The following is a 16,482-nucleotide window of genomic DNA, read 5'->3' as shown; positions in this document are numbered from 1 at the left end:
TTTTGTCATGTCCACCGTCACCCAACGCACACCCGAACAACTCTTCCCGGTCATCCCGAAAACCATGCAGGCCGTGGTCTGCCACGGCCCGGAAGACTATCGCCTGGAAACCGTCGACGTGCCCACGCCCGGCCCCGATGAAATCCTCACCAAGGTCGAGTTGTGCGGCATTTGCATGGGCGACATCAAGACCTATCGCGGCGCACCGTCGTTCTGGGGCGATGCCGAGCAACCGCGCTATGTCAAGCCGCCGATGATCCCCGGCCATGAGTTCGTCTGTCGTGTGGTTGCCCTGGGGCCCGGCGCGGAAAAGCGCGGCGTGAAGGTCGGTGACCGGGTGATCTCGGAGCAGATCGTGCCGTGCTGGGGCTGCCGCTTCTGCAACCACGGCCAGTACTGGATGTGCCAGAAACACGACCTGTATGGCTTCCAGAACAATGTGCAGGGCGCCATGGCCCAGTACATGATCTTCACCAAGGAAGGCATCATTCACACAGTGCCGGAATCCATCGCCCCCGACGAAGCGATCCTGATCGAACCCCTGGCCTGCTCACTGCATGCAGCGGAGCGAGCCAACGTCGACCATGACGACGTCGTGGTGGTCGCCGGCGCCGGCACCCTGGGCCTGGGCATCATCGGTGCCGTGCGTTTGCGCAACCCGAAAAAACTCATCGTGCTCGACATGAAACCCGAACGCGCCGCCCTCGCCCTGCGCATGGGCGCCGACGAAGTGTGGAACCCGGCCGAAGTGGACGTCATGGCCAACATCCGCGCGATCACCGACGGCTACGGCTGCGACATCTATATCGAAGCGACGGGGCACCACAAGGCGGTGAACCAGGGCCTGGCGATGCTGCGCAAGCTGGGGCGCTTCGTGGAGTTCAGCGTATTCAACGACGAGGCGACGGTGGACTGGTCGATCATCGGCGACCGCAAGGAACTGGACATCCTCGGCTCGCACCTGGGGCCCTACATGTACCCGAGGGCCATCGACTTTATCGGCAACCGCAAGATTGATATGCGTGATGTGGTGACTCACAAGTTCGCCCTGGCGGACTTCAAGGAAGCGTTTGCGGTGATGGAGCGTGGCGACAAGTCGCTCAAGGTTGTACTCGAACCCTAGGAACACACAACCGCTTTTACTGTAGGAGCCGAGCTTGCTCGCGAAGGTCGACAACGATAACGCGGGGCTTCTGAGTAAACGCGGTGTCTTCACGTTTTTCGCGAGCAAGCTCGCGCCTACAAAAAGAACACAGGAACCCGCGTTATGAATCGAGTCATCAACGATCCGGACCAAGTGGTCGAGGACATGCTGCGCGGCATCCTGGTCGCGCACCCCGAACTGCGCCAATACGAAAGCAACCCACGGGTGATCGTCAAGACCAGGCCTTCCGGGCCAGGCCGAGTCGGCATTGTCACGGGCGGAGGTTCCGGCCATGAGCCGGCGTTTCTCGGCTATGTCGGCCCCGGCCTGGTCGATGCCGTGGCCGTCGGCGAAGTGTTTTCCTCGCCCACCGCCAAGAGCTTTTTCGACGCCTTCCGCGCCGCCGACCAGGGCGCCGGCGTGGCCTGCCTGTACGGCAACTATGCCGGCGATAATATGAATGTGAAGCTGGCGATGAAAATGGCCGCCAGCAAAGACATGCGCATCCGCACCGTGGTCGCCAACGACGACGTGGCTTCCGCTCCAAAGGCCGAGATCGCCAAGCGCCGTGGCGTGGCCGGGGAAATCTTCATGTGGAAGATCGGCGGTGCCGCGGCCGCCCAGCACTACGACCTGGACGGCGTGATTCGCGTCGCGCAGAAAACCGTCGACCACTGCCGCTCGATTGGCATCGGCCTCACGCCCTGCACTATTGCCGCCGTAGGCAAGCCGAACTTCCAGATCGCCGACGGCCAGATGGAATTGGGCATCGGCCATCACGGCGAACCGGGCATTGAGGTTGTCCCGATCGAATCCGCCGCCGCCATGGCCGAGCGCATGCTCGCGCCGATCCTCGCCGACCGCGACTTCAGCCAGGACGACAGCGTGGTGGTGCTGGTCTCCGGTCTCGGCGCCACGCCGGTGATGGAGCTGTATATTTTCTACGCCGAGGTGGAACGCCAACTCAACGCCAAGGGCTTGAAGATTCACCGTTGCTACGTCGGCAACTACTTCACCTCTCTGGAAATGATGGGCGTGACCCTGACCCTGCTCGGCCTCGACGCGGAGCTCAAATCCCTGATCGACCAACCCTGCCGCTCCATCGGCATGACCCAGGCGGACTGAACCATGAGCCAACATTTTTCCAGCCACGACGGCAGCGCCATCGTCACCGACCTGGTCAGCGTGATCGTGGCCAACCGTGAATACCTCAGCGAAGTCGACGGCGCGATTGGCGACGGCGACCATGGCATCAACATGGCCAAGGGCTTTGCCCATTGCGGGCGCACTATCGAAGGCCGCCAACTGACCCTCGCCGAGGCCCTGGATGAACTGACCCTGAGCCTAATGGAAGGCATCGGCGGCTCAATGGGGCCGCTGTATGGCAGTCTGTTTATCGGCATGGCCGACGAAGTGCGCGGCCGTGACGACATCGACGCGGCCACCTTCGCCCACCTGCTGCGGGGCGGCTTGACCTCGTTGCAGGACATTACCGAAGCGGGTGTGGGCGACAAGTGCCTGATGGATACGTTGATCCCGGCGGTGGAAGCGTTTGAACGCGCGCACGCCTCGGGGGCGTCGTTCAACGATGCACTGGACGCGATGAAAACCGCCGCCTCCCAGGGACGCGACTCCACCAAGGAGCTGGTGGCGAAGATCGGCCGCGCCAGTCGCCTGGGCGAGCGCTCACTGGGCGTGCTGGATGCAGGGGCGGTGTCGTGCTGCCTGATCCTTACGCGCCTGGCGGATTCGGTGCAGCCACGCCTGAGTGCTTGACCTGCTGGATATACCGCGCCACCGCCGGCGCTTTATCGAAGCGCCGGTGAATCAGCGACAACCACGACGATGCATCGCTGCCCTGAATGCTGCGGTACACCACGCCCGGCAACTGCACATGCCCGACCATTGACGCGGGCACTACCGCCACGCCCTGCCCCATCGACACCAGCGCCACCACCGCGACCAGCCCGCCCGGCTGTGGCCCCAGGCGCGGGGCATAACCGCCTTGCGCGGCGACATGCAAGGTGCCGCTGATTTGCTCCGGCAAAATAAATGTCTCGTTTTGCAGGTGTTCGCAGCCAATGGCCGCGAGCCCCAACAACCAGGAATCCTGGGGCAGCGCCAAGACAAAACCTTCGCTGTCCAGGCGCACCGCCTCCAGGCCCTCGGGCAAGGTCATCGGCGAGCGGATGTAGCCGATGTCGTAGCGCCCATCCGCCACCGCGCTAGGCAACGTGGCCATGGCGCATTCGCGCACAGTCACGCTCACGTCAGGAAACGCCTGGCTGAACCCCTGCATCTGCCGTTGCAACAGCCCGGAGTACACCGCCGAGGCCACATAACCCAATTCGATATGGCCGATCTCGCCACGCCCGGCGCGCTGGGCATGACGTTGGGCGAATTCGAACTGGCGCACGGTAGCTTCGGCCTCGATCAGCAAGGCCGCGCCGGCTTCGGTGAGGCTGACTTCGCGTTGCCGGCGGATAAACAGGCGAGTGCCCAGGCTGGTTTCCATGTCCTGGATCTGCCGGCTCAGGGTCGGCGGCGCGATCCCCAACTGCTCGGCGGCGCGGGTGAAGTTGCGCTGCCTGGCCACGGCCAGGAAGTAGCGAAAATGGCGGATGTCCATAACAGGATTAGCTCAAAGGTAATGAAGTGCTCCACACGGGCTAACAATGTCAGCAGCAGCCGGGGATAAGCTCGAAGCACTTCAACACTAGAGAGCCTTTGCGATGTGCGTCAACCGTATTCCTCCTATTGCCTGCAAGGTAATCCAATCATGAGCCGAGTCAGCCCACGCCTGACGTTGCTGACCGCGTCCGGCGTTTGCTCGCTGATCGTGCTCGACACCAATATCGTCGCCGTGACGCTGCCGAGCATCGCTCGCGACCTGGGGGCTAACTTTGCCGATATCGAATGGGTGGTCAGCGCCTATATGCTGGCGTTTGCCGCCTTGTTGCTGCCGGCCGGGAGCGTTGCCGACCGGTTCGGGCGCAAGAAATCCCTGGTCTGGGGTCTGAGTATTTTTATCCTCGCCTCCCTCGGCTGCGGGGCGGCGCCGAGTGCGTTGTGGCTGGATATCGCCCGTGCGGTAAAGGGCGTCGGCGCAGCGTTATTGCTCACGTCAGCCCTGGCCTCCATTGGCCACACCTTCCACGATGAAGTGGAGCGGGCCAAAGCCTGGGCGTTCTGGGGTGCCTGCATGGGCGTGGCGATGACGGCCGCGCCGACCCTGGGCGGGTTGATCACCGAGTACCTGGGTTGGCGCTGGATTTTCTACCTCAACCTGCCCGTGGGCCTGGCGCTGATGGCCTTGGTACTGCGCGCGATTCCGGAATCCCGCGATACCCAATCCGCCCGCCTCGACCCGTGGGGCAGCCTGGCCTTCAGCGCGAGCCTGTTGTGCTTGATCTGGGGCCTGATCGAGGCCAACCGCATCGGCTGGGATAACCCGCTGACCTATGTGCGCCTGATCGGCGGTGCGGTGTTGCTGGGTGTATTTATAGGGGTCGAACGTGTGCAGCAGCGGCCCATGGTGGACCTGCAACTGTTTCGCCACCCGCGCTTTATCGGCGCCTTGCTCGGGATGTTTGCCTATGCCGGCTGCGCCCAAGTGATGATGACGTTACTGCCGTTCTATCTGCAGAACGGCCTGGGCTTCTCCGCGATTATCTCGGGCCTGGGCATGCTGCCGTTTGCCTTGACCATGCTGGTATGCCCACGAATCGGCGCACGCCTGTCGGCTCGCTTCGCGCCGGCAACGATGATGGCAACCGGCTTGGCCCTCGTAGGCGGCGGCAACCTTTTGAGCGCCTGGGCCGTGAATATCGGTGGTTACCTGCCCTTTGCATTGGCTATTGCGGTCACGGGGGCCGGTGCGGGCTTACTCAACGGCGATACGCAGAAAAACATCATGGCCTGCGTGCCACGGGACCGTGCAGGGATGGCCTCGGGCATGAGCACCACCATGCGGTTCAGCGCGATCATGCTGGCGATTGGTGTGTATGGGGCACTGCTGAGCAGCCACAGCGAGCAATTGTTGCGCGCAAGTATCGACCCGCAATGGCAGGCGCAGGTGGCGGGCATTGCTTCACGGGTAGTGGCTGGGGATATGCCGGCGGCAATGGGCTTATTGCCGGAACCCGCACGGGCTGTGGTGCAACCGCTGGCGCAGCAGGCGTTTGTGGACGGGTTCAGCAGGGTGTTGTGGGTGGCAGGGTTATTGGGATTGCTCGGAGCGCTGGTGGTGGGGAGGCTGATGCGCAAGCCCCTTCCCACACCGAACTAATGTGGGAAGGGGCTTGCCCCCGATGAGGGTGTGTCAGTAAATACAACTGTAACTGACCCACCGCCATCGGGGGCAAGCCCCCTCCCACAGGTATTACCTATACCCCAAAGAGGCTTACCAGAACCGTTGCTGGGTCAGGCGGCTCCACCAGGTCAGCAGCACGCGGTCTACAGAGCCGCTGGCCGCCAGGCCCACCCGTTCCTGCAGGCTTTTACGCTCGGCATAGTGCAGGTGGAACACCTCGGCGGTCTTGGCCTTGGTGGCCAGGTATTCGTCGCTGGTTTGCAGTTCGTCGACCAGTTGCTTATCCAGCGCGGCAACACCCAGCCACACTTCTCCGGTCGCTACGTCGTCAATCGCCAGCTGTGGGCGATAACGCGAGACGAAGTTCTTGAACAGCTGATGGGTGATGTCCAGGTCTTCCTGGAACTTCTCGCGGCCCTTCTCGGTGTTTTCGCCAAAGACCGTGAGGGTGCGTTTGTACTCGCCGGCGGTCAGCACTTCAAAGTCGATGTCGTGCTTTTTCAGCAGGCGGTTGACGTTGGGCAACTGCGCCACCACGCCTATGGAGCCGAGGATGGCAAACGGTGCGCTGATGATCTTCTCGCCGATGCACGCCATCATGTAGCCGCCGCTGGCCGCGACCTTGTCGATGCACACGGTCAACGGTACGCCAGCCTGGCGGATACGCGCCAGTTGCGACGATGCCAGGCCGTAGCTGTGCACCATGCCACCGCCGCTTTCCAGGCGCAGCACCACTTCGTCCTTGGGCGTGGCCAGGCTCAGCAGTGCGGTGATTTCATGGCGCAGGCTCTCGGTGGCCGAGGCCTTGATGTCGCCGTCGAAATCCAGCACGAACACCCGTGGTTTGACCTCGGGTTTCTTCTTGCTGTTCTTCTTTTCGGCTTTGCTTTCGGACTTGCGCAGGGCCTTGAGTTGCTCTTTGTCGAGCAAGCTCGACTCAAGGCGCTCGCGCAGGCCTTTATAGAAGTCATTGAGCTTGCTGACCTGCAGTTGGCCGGCGGCTTTGCGGCGACCTTTACTGCGCAGTGCCGCGAAGCTGATCAAGACCACCAGAATAGCGACCACCAGGGTGACGGTCTTCGCCAGAAAGCTCGCGTATTCAGCCAAAAAATCCATGTGTCTCCTTAAAAATGCACGGCGCCAGGCGCGGATTGGCCAAGCATACCGACGGGATCGCCGGGCGACCAGTGCTCAAACCGCCAGCAGATGCGCGCTCTAACGAGGTTTTAAAACAAGCGTATGTTTTTTCATTGACAGCTCCCTGGCATCCTCATAACCTCGCCAGACTTTCAACGTACCGGGAAAACGGACGTGGGCAGCATCTATTTGATTCGACATGGCCAGGCCTCCTTCGGTGCAGACGACTATGACGTGCTGTCGCCCGTTGGCGTGGAACAAGCGCAAGTGCTCGGCCGCCACCTGGCGGATATGGGCCTGGTGTTCGACCGCTGCATAGCCGGCGACCTGCGCCGCCAGCAACACACGGCCACTGCCGCCTTCGATCAATACAACACCCTCGGCCTGCCTGTTCCTGCATTGGAAACCGACAGCGCCTTCAACGAATTCGACGCCGACGCGATCATCCGCGCACTGCTCCCTGACCTGCTCACCACCGAACCCGAAGCCCTGGACATCCTGCGCAACGCCGCGCAAAACCGCAGCGAGTTCCAACGCATCTTCGCCCTGATCATCGAGCGCTGGCTGGCCGGCACCTATGACACGCCAGAGCTGGAAAGCTGGCTGGGCTTCGTGGAGCGCGTCCAGGGTGGCCTGCAACGCATTCTTGAAGCGGCAGACAACACGCAGAAGATCGCCGTGTTCACCTCCGGCGGCACCATCACCGCCCTGCTCCACCTGATTACCCGGATGCCTGCCGCCCAGGCCTTCGAACTGAACTGGCAAATTGTTAACACCTCGCTCAACCAGCTGAAATTCCGCGGTCGCGAGGTGGCACTGGCTTCCTTCAACAGTCACACCCACTTGCAACTGTTGAAGGCGCCGCAACTCATCACCTTCCGATGAAGTGCGGCCAACCGTGACCCCAAGGTCACTGGACTCACCATAAAAGGATCGAAACCATGACTGACGTAGCCAAAGCTGTAGAAGCAATGAAAGCCAAATTCAACCCAAGCGCTGCTGAAGGCTTGGACCTGGTGTTCGGTTTCCGTATCGACGACACCAAGAACTTTTCCCTGGTGGTCAAAGACAAGACCTGCGAACTGCAAGAAGGCGAAAACCCGGACGCCCAGGTGACTCTGGTCATGGACAGCGAGACCCTGGAAGGCATCGTCGACGGCTCCACTGACGGCATGCAGGCCTTCATGGGCGGCAAGCTGCGCACCGAAGGCGACATGATGCTGGCCATGAAGCTGAGCGAACTGTTCCCTTCCTGATTCACGGGCAACCCTGAATCCCTGTGGGAGGGGGCTTGCCCCCGATGGCGGTTTGTCAGTCGCTTCATCAGTTGACTGATTCACCGCTATCGGGGGCACGCCCCCTCCCACATTTGGGCTGTAGCAGCAACGCCACCAACGCACTCCATCCGGTCTGGTGCGAAGCCCCCAACCCCCGCCCCGTCTCGCCATGGAAATATTCATGGAACAACACCAGGTCACGACTGGCCGGGTCCGCTTCCAACTGCGCATACCCCGCCATCGACGGTCGTGAACCGTTTTCATCCCGGAGAAACAAGCGGGTCAACCGCTGGCTGAGGCTGTCGGCCACTTCCTCCAGCGATGCCAGATACCCACTGCCCGTCGGGTATTCCACCGAGAAGTTGTCCGCGTAATAGCGGTGAAATTCGCGCAGCGATTCAATCAGCATGTAGTTCACCGGCATCCACAATGGCCCGCGCCAGTTGGAGTTGCCGCCGTACAAGCGCGAGTCGGATTCCCCCGGCTGGTAACGGGCGCACAGGGTGTCGCCATTCATCTTCAGCGCCAGTGGCTGCTCGGCGAACGCCTTGGACAGGGAACGCACGCCAAAGGCCGAGAGAAACTCGTCATCATCGAGCATGCGCCGCAGCAGATCCTTGGTGCGCTCGCCACGCAACAGCGCGAGTAACAGGCGATTGCCCTGCCCCGGTTCGTTCCAGCGCGACACCAGCTTGGCCAGGTCCGGCCGGTGATGCATGAAACCCAACAGCCGTTCACGCAACCCCGCCAGCCCTTCGTGTTCGCGCTGTTCCAGCACCAGCACGGCAAACAACGGCATCAGGCCGACGATGGAGCGCAGGCGCACCGGCTCGTTCTGGCCGTCGGGACGGTGCAGTACGTCATAGAAGAACAGGTCCTGCTCGTCCCACAGGCCTTCGGCGCTGTCGTCGACACGGTTGATGGCGCCGGCGATGTACAGGAAGTGCTCGAAAAACTTCACCGCAATATCGACGTACACGACATTGCGCTTGGCCAGCTCCAGGCCGATGCGCATCAAGTCCAGCGCATACGCCGCCACCCAGGCGGTGCCGTCGGCCTGATCGAGCTGATAACCCGGCGGCAAGTCGGCCGAACGGTCGAACAAGGCGATATTGTCCAGCCCCAGGAAACCGCCCTGGAACAGGTTGCGGCCTTCGGCGTCCTTGCGGTTGACCCACCAGGAAAAATTCAGCAGCAGCTTGTGAAAGATCCGCTCAAGGAAATCCAGATCGCCCACACCGGTCAGCGCCTTGTCCTGCTGATACACGCGCCAGCTGGCCCAGGCATGCACCGGTGGGTTGGCGTCGTCGAAACGCCACTCGTAGGCCGGCAGTTGACCGTTGGGGTGCATGAAGCGGTCCTTCACCAGCAACAACAACTGTTGCTTGGCATACCCAGGATCCATCAGTGCAAACGCCACCGCCTGGAAACCCTGGTCCCAGGAGGCGTACCACGGGTATTCCCAGGTGTCGGGCATGGAGAGGATGTCGAAGTTGGACAGGTGCCGCCAATGGGTATTGCGGATATGCAGGCGCTCGGGCGGTGGCGCGGGCTGGGCCGGGTCGCCGTCGAGCCACTGGTTCACATCGAAATAATACAGCTGCTTGGACCACAGCAAGCCGGCCAGGGCCTGGCGCTGCACATTGCGCGCGTCGTCATCGGCGATGCCTTGCTGCAAGGCGGCGTAGAAGTCATCGGTTTCCTGGCGACGCTGTTCAAACAGTTTGCGCGCGCTGACCTCGGGCGCATCAACGGGCGCAAAGCGCAGGTAAAGACTTTTGCTTTGCAGCCCCGCCAGCTCAAGGATAAAGCGCGCGGCAACCTTGGTACCGGTGTCGCGACGAATCGCAGCGTCCAGCCCTTCGACCACGTAATCGTTGATCCCGTCCTTGAACGGCCCCGGCGCCGGTTGCCCGTCGAGCAACGGGAAGTTGCTTTCGTTCTCACAGAACAGCCATTCCAGGCCGTCCTGGCCCCAGGCGCTGAGCTGCCGATCGGGCAGTTCATGATGACGGGCCAGCACGTGTTCGCCCTCCAGCCTCAACTGCGGCTTGGGCGCATCGAAGGTCCAGCTCCAGTCATTGCGCGCCCACACCTGCGGCAACACCTGCAGGCGCGTCGGCTGCTGCGAACGGTTGTGCACGGTGACGCGCATGAAAATATCGTCAGGCTGGTGCTTGGCATATTCGACGCTGATATCGCAGTAGCGGTTGTCTTCGAACACGCCGGTATCGAGGATCTCGTACTCGGCATCGCCCAGCCCGCGACGGGCGTTCTCGGCGATCAGGTCGGCGTAGGGAAAGGCGGCATGGGGGTATTTGTAGAGCATGCGCATGTAGGCATGGCTGGGCACACCGTCGACGAAAAAGTACAGCTCCTTGACGTCTTCACCGTGGTTGCCCTCGGCGTTATTCAGGCCGAACAGGCGCTCCTTGAGGATCGCGTCGCGCTCGTTCCACAGGGCCAGGCCCAGGCACCAGCGTTGCGCTTTGTCGCTGAAACCGGCCAGGCCATCCTCGCCCCATCGATAGGCGCGGCTGCGCGCATGCTCATGAGGGAAGTAAGCCCAGGCGTCGCCGTCGGCGCTGTAGTCTTCGCGCACCGTGCCCCATTGGCGTTCGCTCAGGTAGGGGCCCCACTCGCGCCAACGCTCGGCATCCTGCGTCGCCAGGCGTTGGCCTTCAATCGTGTCCAGTATTCGGGTGTCGGGTGTGGCCGTCATCGGGTCCTCCATCGCCTACCAGGTGCGGAGCAGTGTAGAGCCCAATGACGCCCGGGTGCACATGAAGACTTAGAAGATGGCGTAGGTGTAGTTGAAGATCAGGCGGGTCTGGTCCTGGTCGGCGGTGCCGGTGTTTTTGCCGTGATAGGTACCGGTACGCAAGGTGGTACCGAAGCCTTTCAGAGGACCGGCCTGGACCACGTAGTCGAGGCGGAAGTCGGTTTCGTTTTCTTTCTGGTCAGGGCCACCGGCGACCTTCGACTTGATATCCGAACCGTCCAGGTACGCCACGGACGCTTTCAGACCCGGCACGTAGGCCTTGAAGTCATACGAGTACTGCCCGAAGTTGACCTGCTCGCCCGCCCGGGAGAATTGGCCCACCACCGCATCGGTGAACAGGTAGAAGTCGCTGCCGCCGGCACCTTGGGCGTGCGGATCGGCAAGACTGCCCTGGTTGACCCACACAAAGCCGCCATCGTCACCCACGCCAATGTGGCCGAGCATCAAGCTGCTGCCGCCCAGTTGGTAGGTGAACGCGGCACTGTAGGTTTTGTTGTCCACTTCGTTCGCGTGCTTGGCGTAGCCGCCGTTGTTGTTGAACTGGTAGCCACTCTCGCCATTCTTGCCGTCGCTGCTGCTGTCGAAGTAACGCAGGTCGGTCTTGAACGACTGGTCATTGCCCAGCGGCAGCACGTGGACCAGGCCGAAGTAGTTCTGTTTGTAGAAGTCCTGCAACTGAGCGTAGTAGTACTGCAACGTCAGGTTTTTCGCGATGGCGTTGTCGGACGAACCAAACGGCTTATAGTCCACCCCACCGAACTTGAAACTGTCGCTGTCGCGCGTACCGCCGGCCACGCTCAAGCCCGTGGAGTTGCTGGAGGCACGGCCTTCGACGCGGTTCAGCTCGCCGCCGGTGAAGGTGACGTTGGGAATATCGCTGGAGGTAAGGATGCCGCCATCAAAGGTTTGCGGCGCCACGCGGCTGTCGTTGGAGACCAGGATCGGCAGCACCGGCGCCAAACCACCCCCGACATGCAACTCGGTCTGGGAAATACGGAACTTCACGTTGCCGGCCGCGCGACCGAAGGCATCCGCCGGCTCGGTGCCGTTGTTCCTGGTCGGGAAGAAGCTGTTGCCATTACCCGCCAGGCCAGGGCCTGCGGCGTGACCATCGCCACCGTCCAGGCGCAGGGCGCCGAAGGCCATCACGTCAAAACCCAGGCCAACGGTGCCTTGGGTGAAACCGGATTTGTAGTCGAAACGCAGCGCGGTTGCCGCTTCGCGCAAGTCGTTGTTGGTCCCCGAGCGGTTATCCGCGCTGTAGTACATGGTCCGCGAACTGACGGACGCATGGCTGTCTTCGAGAAAGCCGCTGTGGCCATTGCCCGTGCCCAGCGAGCCGAGCCCGAAGTCATCAGCGTAAGCCTGTTGCGCAAGAACGGCGGCCGTGATCGACAACGCCAGTGTAGAAATTTTCATTAACTGCGGCCCCTGAATGTTTTTTTATCGTGCTTGGCGTGCAAACCCATCGTGGGCTCTGCAAACGTGACGATTCTTTCATGCTGGCCCGGGCGGACCTCGTGAAGCTTTCTTTAGAAAAGTGCCTGGAAAATGAAATTTCCCTGCCGCCGTTTTTTGTCATATTCACGTCATTTCATTCATTTGCAGAATGAAGTCCAGAGGATTCTTCGTTTGCACGCCCGCCCACAGCCCAACAAAATCCAGGCACAGGCCGCGCCCATCTCCACCCATCTCCATCGCCATCAGGAATTTTTCTATGCACACCACCGCACATGTCAGCCCCGACGAGATCCGCAAGGGCTTTTCCAAGGCCATGTCCGACATGTACCGAGATGAAGTTCCCCTGTATGGCGCGCTGATGGAGCTGGTCGCCGAGACCAACACCCACGTACTCGACACCGAACCGGGCTTGGCGCACCAGCTGCAACGCACCGGCGAGATCCAACGCCTGGACATGGAACGCCATGGCGCCATCCGCCTGGGCACTGCGGCGGAACTGGCGACCATCAGCCGCCTGTTCGCGGTGATGGGCATGCAGCCGGTGGGCTACTACGACCTGACCCCCGCCGGCGTACCGGTGCACTCCACCGCCTTCCGCGCCGTGCATGAACGCGCGCTGCAAACCAGCCCGTTTCGCGTGTTCACCTCGCTGCTGCGCCTGGAGCTGATCGAAAATCCCGAGCTGCGTGCGTTTGCCGAAACCGCCCTGGCCAAGCGCTCGATCTTCACCCCCCGCGCCCTGGCGCTGATCGAGCAATCGGAGAAAGACGGCGGCCTCACTGCTGAGGATGCCGATGAGTTTGTGCGCCAGGCCCTGGAAACCTTCCGCTGGCACCACACCGCGACCGTGACCGCCGCGCAGTACCAGCAACTCAGCGACCAGCACCGCCTGATCGCCGACGTGGTGGCCTTCAAGGGCCCGCACATCAACCATCTGACCCCGCGCACCCTGGACATCGATCAGGTCCAGGCCGCCATGCCCGGCAAGGGCATCACCCCCAAGGCCGTGATCGAAGGTCCACCCCGCCGCCAGTGCCCGATCCTGTTGCGCCAGACCAGCTTCAAGGCCCTCGACGAACCCATCGCTTTCACCGATGCCCAGGGCAGCCATAGCGCGCGCTTCGGTGAAATCGAACAGCGTGGCGTGGCGCTGACGCCCAAAGGCCGCGCACTGTACGACCAACTGCTGAATGCCGCGCGGGACGAACTGGGCGCGTTCCCCAACGAGGGCAATGCCGCGCGCTACATGCAATTGATGGAGCAGCACTTCCAGGCCTTCCCGGATACCCACGCGCAAATGCGTGAACAGGGCCTCGCCTACTTCCGCTACTTCACCACGGAAAAAGGCCTGGCAGCACGCGGCCAGGCCGATCAACCGCGCACGCTGGAGGCACTGGTCGCCGCCGGCCATGTGGATGTCGAACCGTTGGTGTATGAGGATTTCCTGCCGGTGAGTGCGGCGGGGATTTTCCAGTCGAACCTGGGGGATGCGGCGCAGAGTCACTACGCGGCCAATTCGAACCAGGCCGAGTTCGAGAAGGCCCTGGGGCGCAAGACGATTGATGAATTGAAGTTGTATGGCGAGACGCAGCAGCGTTCGATGGATGAATGCACCCGGACACTGCTGGCGTAAAAACAGCAAGTGCCACCCGGCTCACCGGCGCAATCCTTGCGCCGCAACAGTCCCCTGAGCCGGGTGGGCGAGCGGCATCATAGACAGTGGCGTGAATGATGCCCCTAAGGCAATTCTGAATAAATACGCTGTGCTTTTTGTAGGAGCGAGCTTGCTCGCGAAAAACTTGAGAACGCCGCGTTAAATCAGAAGAGCTGCGTAATCGTTGACGTTCTTCGCGAGCAATCTCGCTCCTACCGGTGGGTCAGATTTTCATTTAACCCAATCGCCCCACGATCTCGTCTTTGACCAACAGCCGTTTCTTTTTCAGCTTCTCCACATCCTCATCGCTGGCTTTGGCCGATTCCGCCTTCAACACCTCCCCGTCGGCAGCGTCGTATTGAGTGAGCAGCGAGTCCAGGCGTTTGTCGCTCGCCCTGCGTTCGTGAACGGCTTCCTTGCTCAACCCCAAATCCTGATACAGGTCGTGTTTCACTGGCATGGCGTACCTCCGCAAGTTGATCAATGGCCTACACCCTTGAAGCTAGCCCATTCCAACCGGTCTTGTCATGATTAGGCTCAATCCATCCCCGTTCGTCGCGGCGCAGGCAATGGGATCAAACCTTTACCACACCCTGCCCTCAACTGTAGATCGCCACCCGAGGGAGAACGGTTTCATGACTCACGCTGCCACTGCTGTCGACACCCAATGCATCAACACCCTGCGCACCCTGGCCATGGACGCCGTGCAGAAGGCCAACTCCGGCCACCCCGGCACGCCTATGGGCCTGGCGCCGGTGGGCTATACGCTGTGGAGTCGCTTCCTGCGTTACCACCCCGAGCATCCCGATTGGCCCAACCGTGATCGCTTTGTGTTGTCGGTGGGGCATGCGTCAATGCTGTTGTATTCGCTGCTGCACCTGGCCGGCGTGGTCGAGATCGATGCCCATGGCAAACGCTCGGGGCAACCGGCGATCAGCCTGGACGACATCAAGCAGTTCCGGCAGATGAGTTCCAAGACCCCCGGGCACCCCGAGTACCGCATGACCACCGGCGTGGAAACCACCACCGGGCCGCTGGGCCAGGGCTGCGCCAACAGCGTCGGCATGGCCATGGCCGAGCGTTGGCTGGGCAAGCGCTTCAACCGCGACGGCCGCGTGCTGTTCGACTACAACGTCTACACCCTGTGCGGTGACGGCGACATGATGGAGGGCATCAGCAGCGAAGCGGCGTCGATGGCCGGGCACTTGAAGCTGGATAACCTGTGCTGGATCTACGACAACAACACCATCAGCATCGAAGGCCACACCGAGTTGGCCTTCAGCGAGGACGTGATCAAGCGCTTCCAGGCCTATGGCTGGCACACCTTGCACGTCACCGATGCCAATGATCTGCAGGCCTTGAGCGAGGCGCTGAACACCTTCAAGCGCAACACCGGCGCGCCGACCCTGATCGTGGTCGACAGCGTGATCGGCTATGGCTCGCCGCACAAACACAACACCGCCGCCGCCCATGGCGAGCCGTTGGGCGACGATGAAATTCGCCTGACCAAGGCCGCGTATGGCTGGCCCGAAGACTCCAGTTTCCTGGTACCGGACGAAGCCCGCAGTGTGTTGCGTGATGCGCTGCTGGAGCGCAGCCGGCCGCTCTATGAAGCATGGAACCAGCACCTGGCGCAGCTTGAGCAAGCTGAGCCGGCATTGGCCGACGAGTTGCGCCGCATGCGTGCCGGCGAAATGCCGGAGCACTGGCAGGATGACCTGCCCCGCTTCGACACCGACGCCAAGGGCGTCGCCAGCCGCGCCGCCGGTGGCGAAGTGCTGAATGCGTTTGCCCAGCACATCCCCTGGTTGCTCGGCGGCTCGGCGGATTTGTCGCCGTCGACCAAGACCAACCTCACCTTCGACGGTGCCGGGCGCTTCAGTGCCGACGACTACAGCGGGCGCAACCTGCACTTCGGCATCCGCGAACACGCCATGGGCGCGATTGCCAATGGCATGGCGCTGTCCTACCTGCGGCCGTACACCTCGACGTTCCTGGTGTTCAGCGACTACATGAAGCCGCCGATCCGCCTGGCTGCGATCATGGAGTTGCCGGTGGTGTTCGTGTTCACCCATGACTCGATTGGCGTGGGCGAAGATGGGCCAACCCACCAGCCCATCGAACACCTGACCCAACTGCGGGCCACGCCGGGGTTGCTGACCCTGCGCCCCGGCGACGCGAATGAAACCCTGGAACTGTGGAAGGTCGCACTGGCGCAAACCCACCGGCCAAGTTGCGTGGTGCTGTCCCGCCAGCCGCTGCCGACGCTGGATCGTACGCAGTATGCGGCGGCGTCGGGTGCGGCCAAGGGCGCGTATGTGTTGGCGGGGGCTGATGATCCTAAAGTGATTCTGTTGGCGACGGGCAGTGAAGTCAGCCTGGCGGTTGCAGCGTATGAGCAGTTGAAAAGCGAAGGGATCGCCGCGCAGGTGGTTTCAATGCCCAGCTGGGAACTGTTCGAAGACCAGGACCAGGCCTACCGCGACAGTGTCTTGCCGCCGGCAGTGAAGGCACGGGTGGTGGTGGAACAGGCCGGGCCACTGGGCTGGGACCGCTACGTCGGCCAGACCGGCGCCAAGGTGGTGATGAACAGCTTCGGCGCGTCGGCGCCGCTGGCGAAGTTGCAGGAGAAGTTCGGGTTTACGGTCGAGAACGTGGTGAAGCAGGCCAAGGCACAGATCCAACTGACCCAACGCTGAGCAAAATGCGGGAGGG

13 protein-coding genes are annotated in these 16,482 nt (G+C 62.0%); 8 read left to right on the top strand and 5 right to left on the bottom strand.

Going from position 1 to position 16,482, the window contains the following annotated elements; genetic code table 11:
* The first annotated feature begins 7 nt into the window (after nt 1-7).
* The 3 genes from FBY10_RS19615 (at nt 8) to dhaL (ending at nt 2,920) form a co-directional block, all read left to right on the top strand.
* Complete coding sequence (locus FBY10_RS19615) at nt 8-1,123, top strand: alcohol dehydrogenase catalytic domain-containing protein (protein WP_145337510.1); 1,116 nt, start codon at nt 8-10, stop codon at nt 1,121-1,123.
* A 144-nt stretch (nt 1,124-1,267) separates the two neighbouring features.
* The gene (locus FBY10_RS19610) at nt 1,268-2,269 is read left to right on the top strand and encodes a dihydroxyacetone kinase subunit DhaK (RefSeq protein WP_145337509.1); all 1,002 of its coding nucleotides are present in this window, start codon (nt 1,268-1,270) and stop codon (nt 2,267-2,269) included.
* A gap of 3 nt (nt 2,270-2,272) precedes the next feature.
* Nucleotides 2,273-2,920, top strand: coding sequence for a dihydroxyacetone kinase subunit DhaL (gene dhaL, locus FBY10_RS19605; RefSeq protein WP_145337508.1), 648 nt, complete (start codon nt 2,273-2,275; stop codon nt 2,918-2,920).
* Here dhaL and FBY10_RS19600 read toward each other — a convergent pair.
* Entirely contained in the window at nt 2,877-3,773 is an 897-nt protein-coding gene (locus FBY10_RS19600) for a LysR family transcriptional regulator (protein ID WP_145337507.1), read from the bottom strand. The two genes, dhaL and FBY10_RS19600, sit on opposite strands and share 44 nt — an antisense overlap.
* 150 nt (nt 3,774-3,923) lie before the next feature.
* Here FBY10_RS19600 and FBY10_RS19595 point away from each other — a divergent pair, with 150 nt between their 5' ends.
* Entirely contained in the window at nt 3,924-5,432 is a 1,509-nt protein-coding gene (locus FBY10_RS19595) for an MFS transporter (RefSeq protein ID WP_145337506.1), read from the top strand.
* 114 nt (nt 5,433-5,546) lie between these two features.
* Here the strand turns inward: FBY10_RS19595 and sohB are convergent, their stop codons facing one another.
* Nucleotides 5,547-6,572 (bottom strand): protease SohB, encoded by a 1,026-nt coding sequence (gene sohB / locus FBY10_RS19590; RefSeq protein ID WP_131699279.1) that lies wholly within the window; start codon nt 6,570-6,572, stop codon nt 5,547-5,549.
* 195 nt (nt 6,573-6,767) lie between these two features.
* Between sohB and FBY10_RS19585 the strand changes: the two genes are divergently transcribed.
* The gene (locus FBY10_RS19585) at nt 6,768-7,478 is read left to right on the top strand and encodes a histidine phosphatase family protein (protein WP_145337505.1); all 711 of its coding nucleotides are present in this window, start codon (nt 6,768-6,770) and stop codon (nt 7,476-7,478) included.
* Nucleotides 7,479-7,534: 56 nt separating this feature from the next.
* On the top strand, nt 7,535-7,849 hold the full coding sequence (locus FBY10_RS19580) for an SCP2 sterol-binding domain-containing protein (RefSeq protein WP_005788868.1): 315 nt from the start codon (nt 7,535-7,537) through the stop codon (nt 7,847-7,849).
* A gap of 67 nt (nt 7,850-7,916) precedes the next feature.
* Here FBY10_RS19580 and FBY10_RS19575 read toward each other — a convergent pair whose 3' ends face one another.
* Nucleotides 7,917-10,592, bottom strand: coding sequence for a glucosidase (locus FBY10_RS19575; protein ID WP_145337504.1), 2,676 nt, complete (start codon nt 10,590-10,592; stop codon nt 7,917-7,919).
* 69 nt (nt 10,593-10,661) lie between these two features.
* Entirely contained in the window at nt 10,662-12,071 is a 1,410-nt protein-coding gene (locus tag FBY10_RS19570) for an OprD family outer membrane porin (protein ID WP_145337503.1), read from the bottom strand.
* A gap of 298 nt (nt 12,072-12,369) precedes the next feature.
* Here FBY10_RS19570 and FBY10_RS19565 point away from each other — a divergent pair, with 298 nt between their 5' ends.
* Nucleotides 12,370-13,746 (top strand): VOC family protein, encoded by a 1,377-nt coding sequence (locus tag FBY10_RS19565; protein ID WP_145337502.1) that lies wholly within the window; start codon nt 12,370-12,372, stop codon nt 13,744-13,746.
* 256 nt (nt 13,747-14,002) lie between these two features.
* On the opposite strand, the gene FBY10_RS19560 is transcribed toward FBY10_RS19565, so the two are convergent.
* Entirely contained in the window at nt 14,003-14,227 is a 225-nt protein-coding gene (locus FBY10_RS19560) for a DUF465 domain-containing protein (RefSeq protein ID WP_053128262.1), read from the bottom strand.
* Nucleotides 14,228-14,402: 175 nt separating this feature from the next.
* On the opposite strand from FBY10_RS19560, the gene tkt reads away from it, so the two are divergent.
* Nucleotides 14,403-16,466 carry a transketolase gene (gene tkt / locus FBY10_RS19555; protein WP_131699274.1) on the top strand — a complete coding sequence of 688 codons (2,064 nt, stop codon included), beginning with the start codon at nt 14,403-14,405 and terminating at the stop codon, nt 16,464-16,466.
* Nucleotides 16,467-16,482: the final 16 nt, after the last annotated feature.

The sequence above is a fragment of the Pseudomonas sp. SJZ103 genome (assembly GCF_007828335.1).
GTDB lineage: Bacteria > Pseudomonadota > Gammaproteobacteria > Pseudomonadales > Pseudomonadaceae > Aquipseudomonas.
This window is presented reverse-complemented; position numbering and strand designations above follow the sequence as displayed.

Coding starts and splice junctions, on each gene's coding strand:
- FBY10_RS19615 (WP_145337510.1), top strand. CDS start 8: ATGTCCACCGTCACCCAACGCACACCCGAACAACTCTTCCCGGTCATC.
- FBY10_RS19610 (WP_145337509.1), top strand. CDS start 1,268: ATGAATCGAGTCATCAACGATCCGGACCAAGTGGTCGAGGACATGCTG.
- dhaL (WP_145337508.1), top strand. CDS start 2,273: ATGAGCCAACATTTTTCCAGCCACGACGGCAGCGCCATCGTCACCGAC.
- FBY10_RS19600 (WP_145337507.1), bottom strand. CDS start 3,773: ATGGACATCCGCCATTTTCGCTACTTCCTGGCCGTGGCCAGGCAGCGC.
- FBY10_RS19595 (WP_145337506.1), top strand. CDS start 3,924: ATGAGCCGAGTCAGCCCACGCCTGACGTTGCTGACCGCGTCCGGCGTT.
- sohB (WP_131699279.1), bottom strand. CDS start 6,572: ATGGATTTTTTGGCTGAATACGCGAGCTTTCTGGCGAAGACCGTCACC.
- FBY10_RS19580 (WP_005788868.1), top strand. CDS start 7,535: ATGACTGACGTAGCCAAAGCTGTAGAAGCAATGAAAGCCAAATTCAAC.
- FBY10_RS19575 (WP_145337504.1), bottom strand. CDS start 10,592: ATGACGGCCACACCCGACACCCGAATACTGGACACGATTGAAGGCCAA.
- FBY10_RS19570 (WP_145337503.1), bottom strand. CDS start 12,071: ATGAAAATTTCTACACTGGCGTTGTCGATCACGGCCGCCGTTCTTGCG.
- FBY10_RS19565 (WP_145337502.1), top strand. CDS start 12,370: ATGCACACCACCGCACATGTCAGCCCCGACGAGATCCGCAAGGGCTTT.
- FBY10_RS19560 (WP_053128262.1), bottom strand. CDS start 14,227: ATGCCAGTGAAACACGACCTGTATCAGGATTTGGGGTTGAGCAAGGAA.
- tkt (WP_131699274.1), top strand. CDS start 14,403: ATGACTCACGCTGCCACTGCTGTCGACACCCAATGCATCAACACCCTG.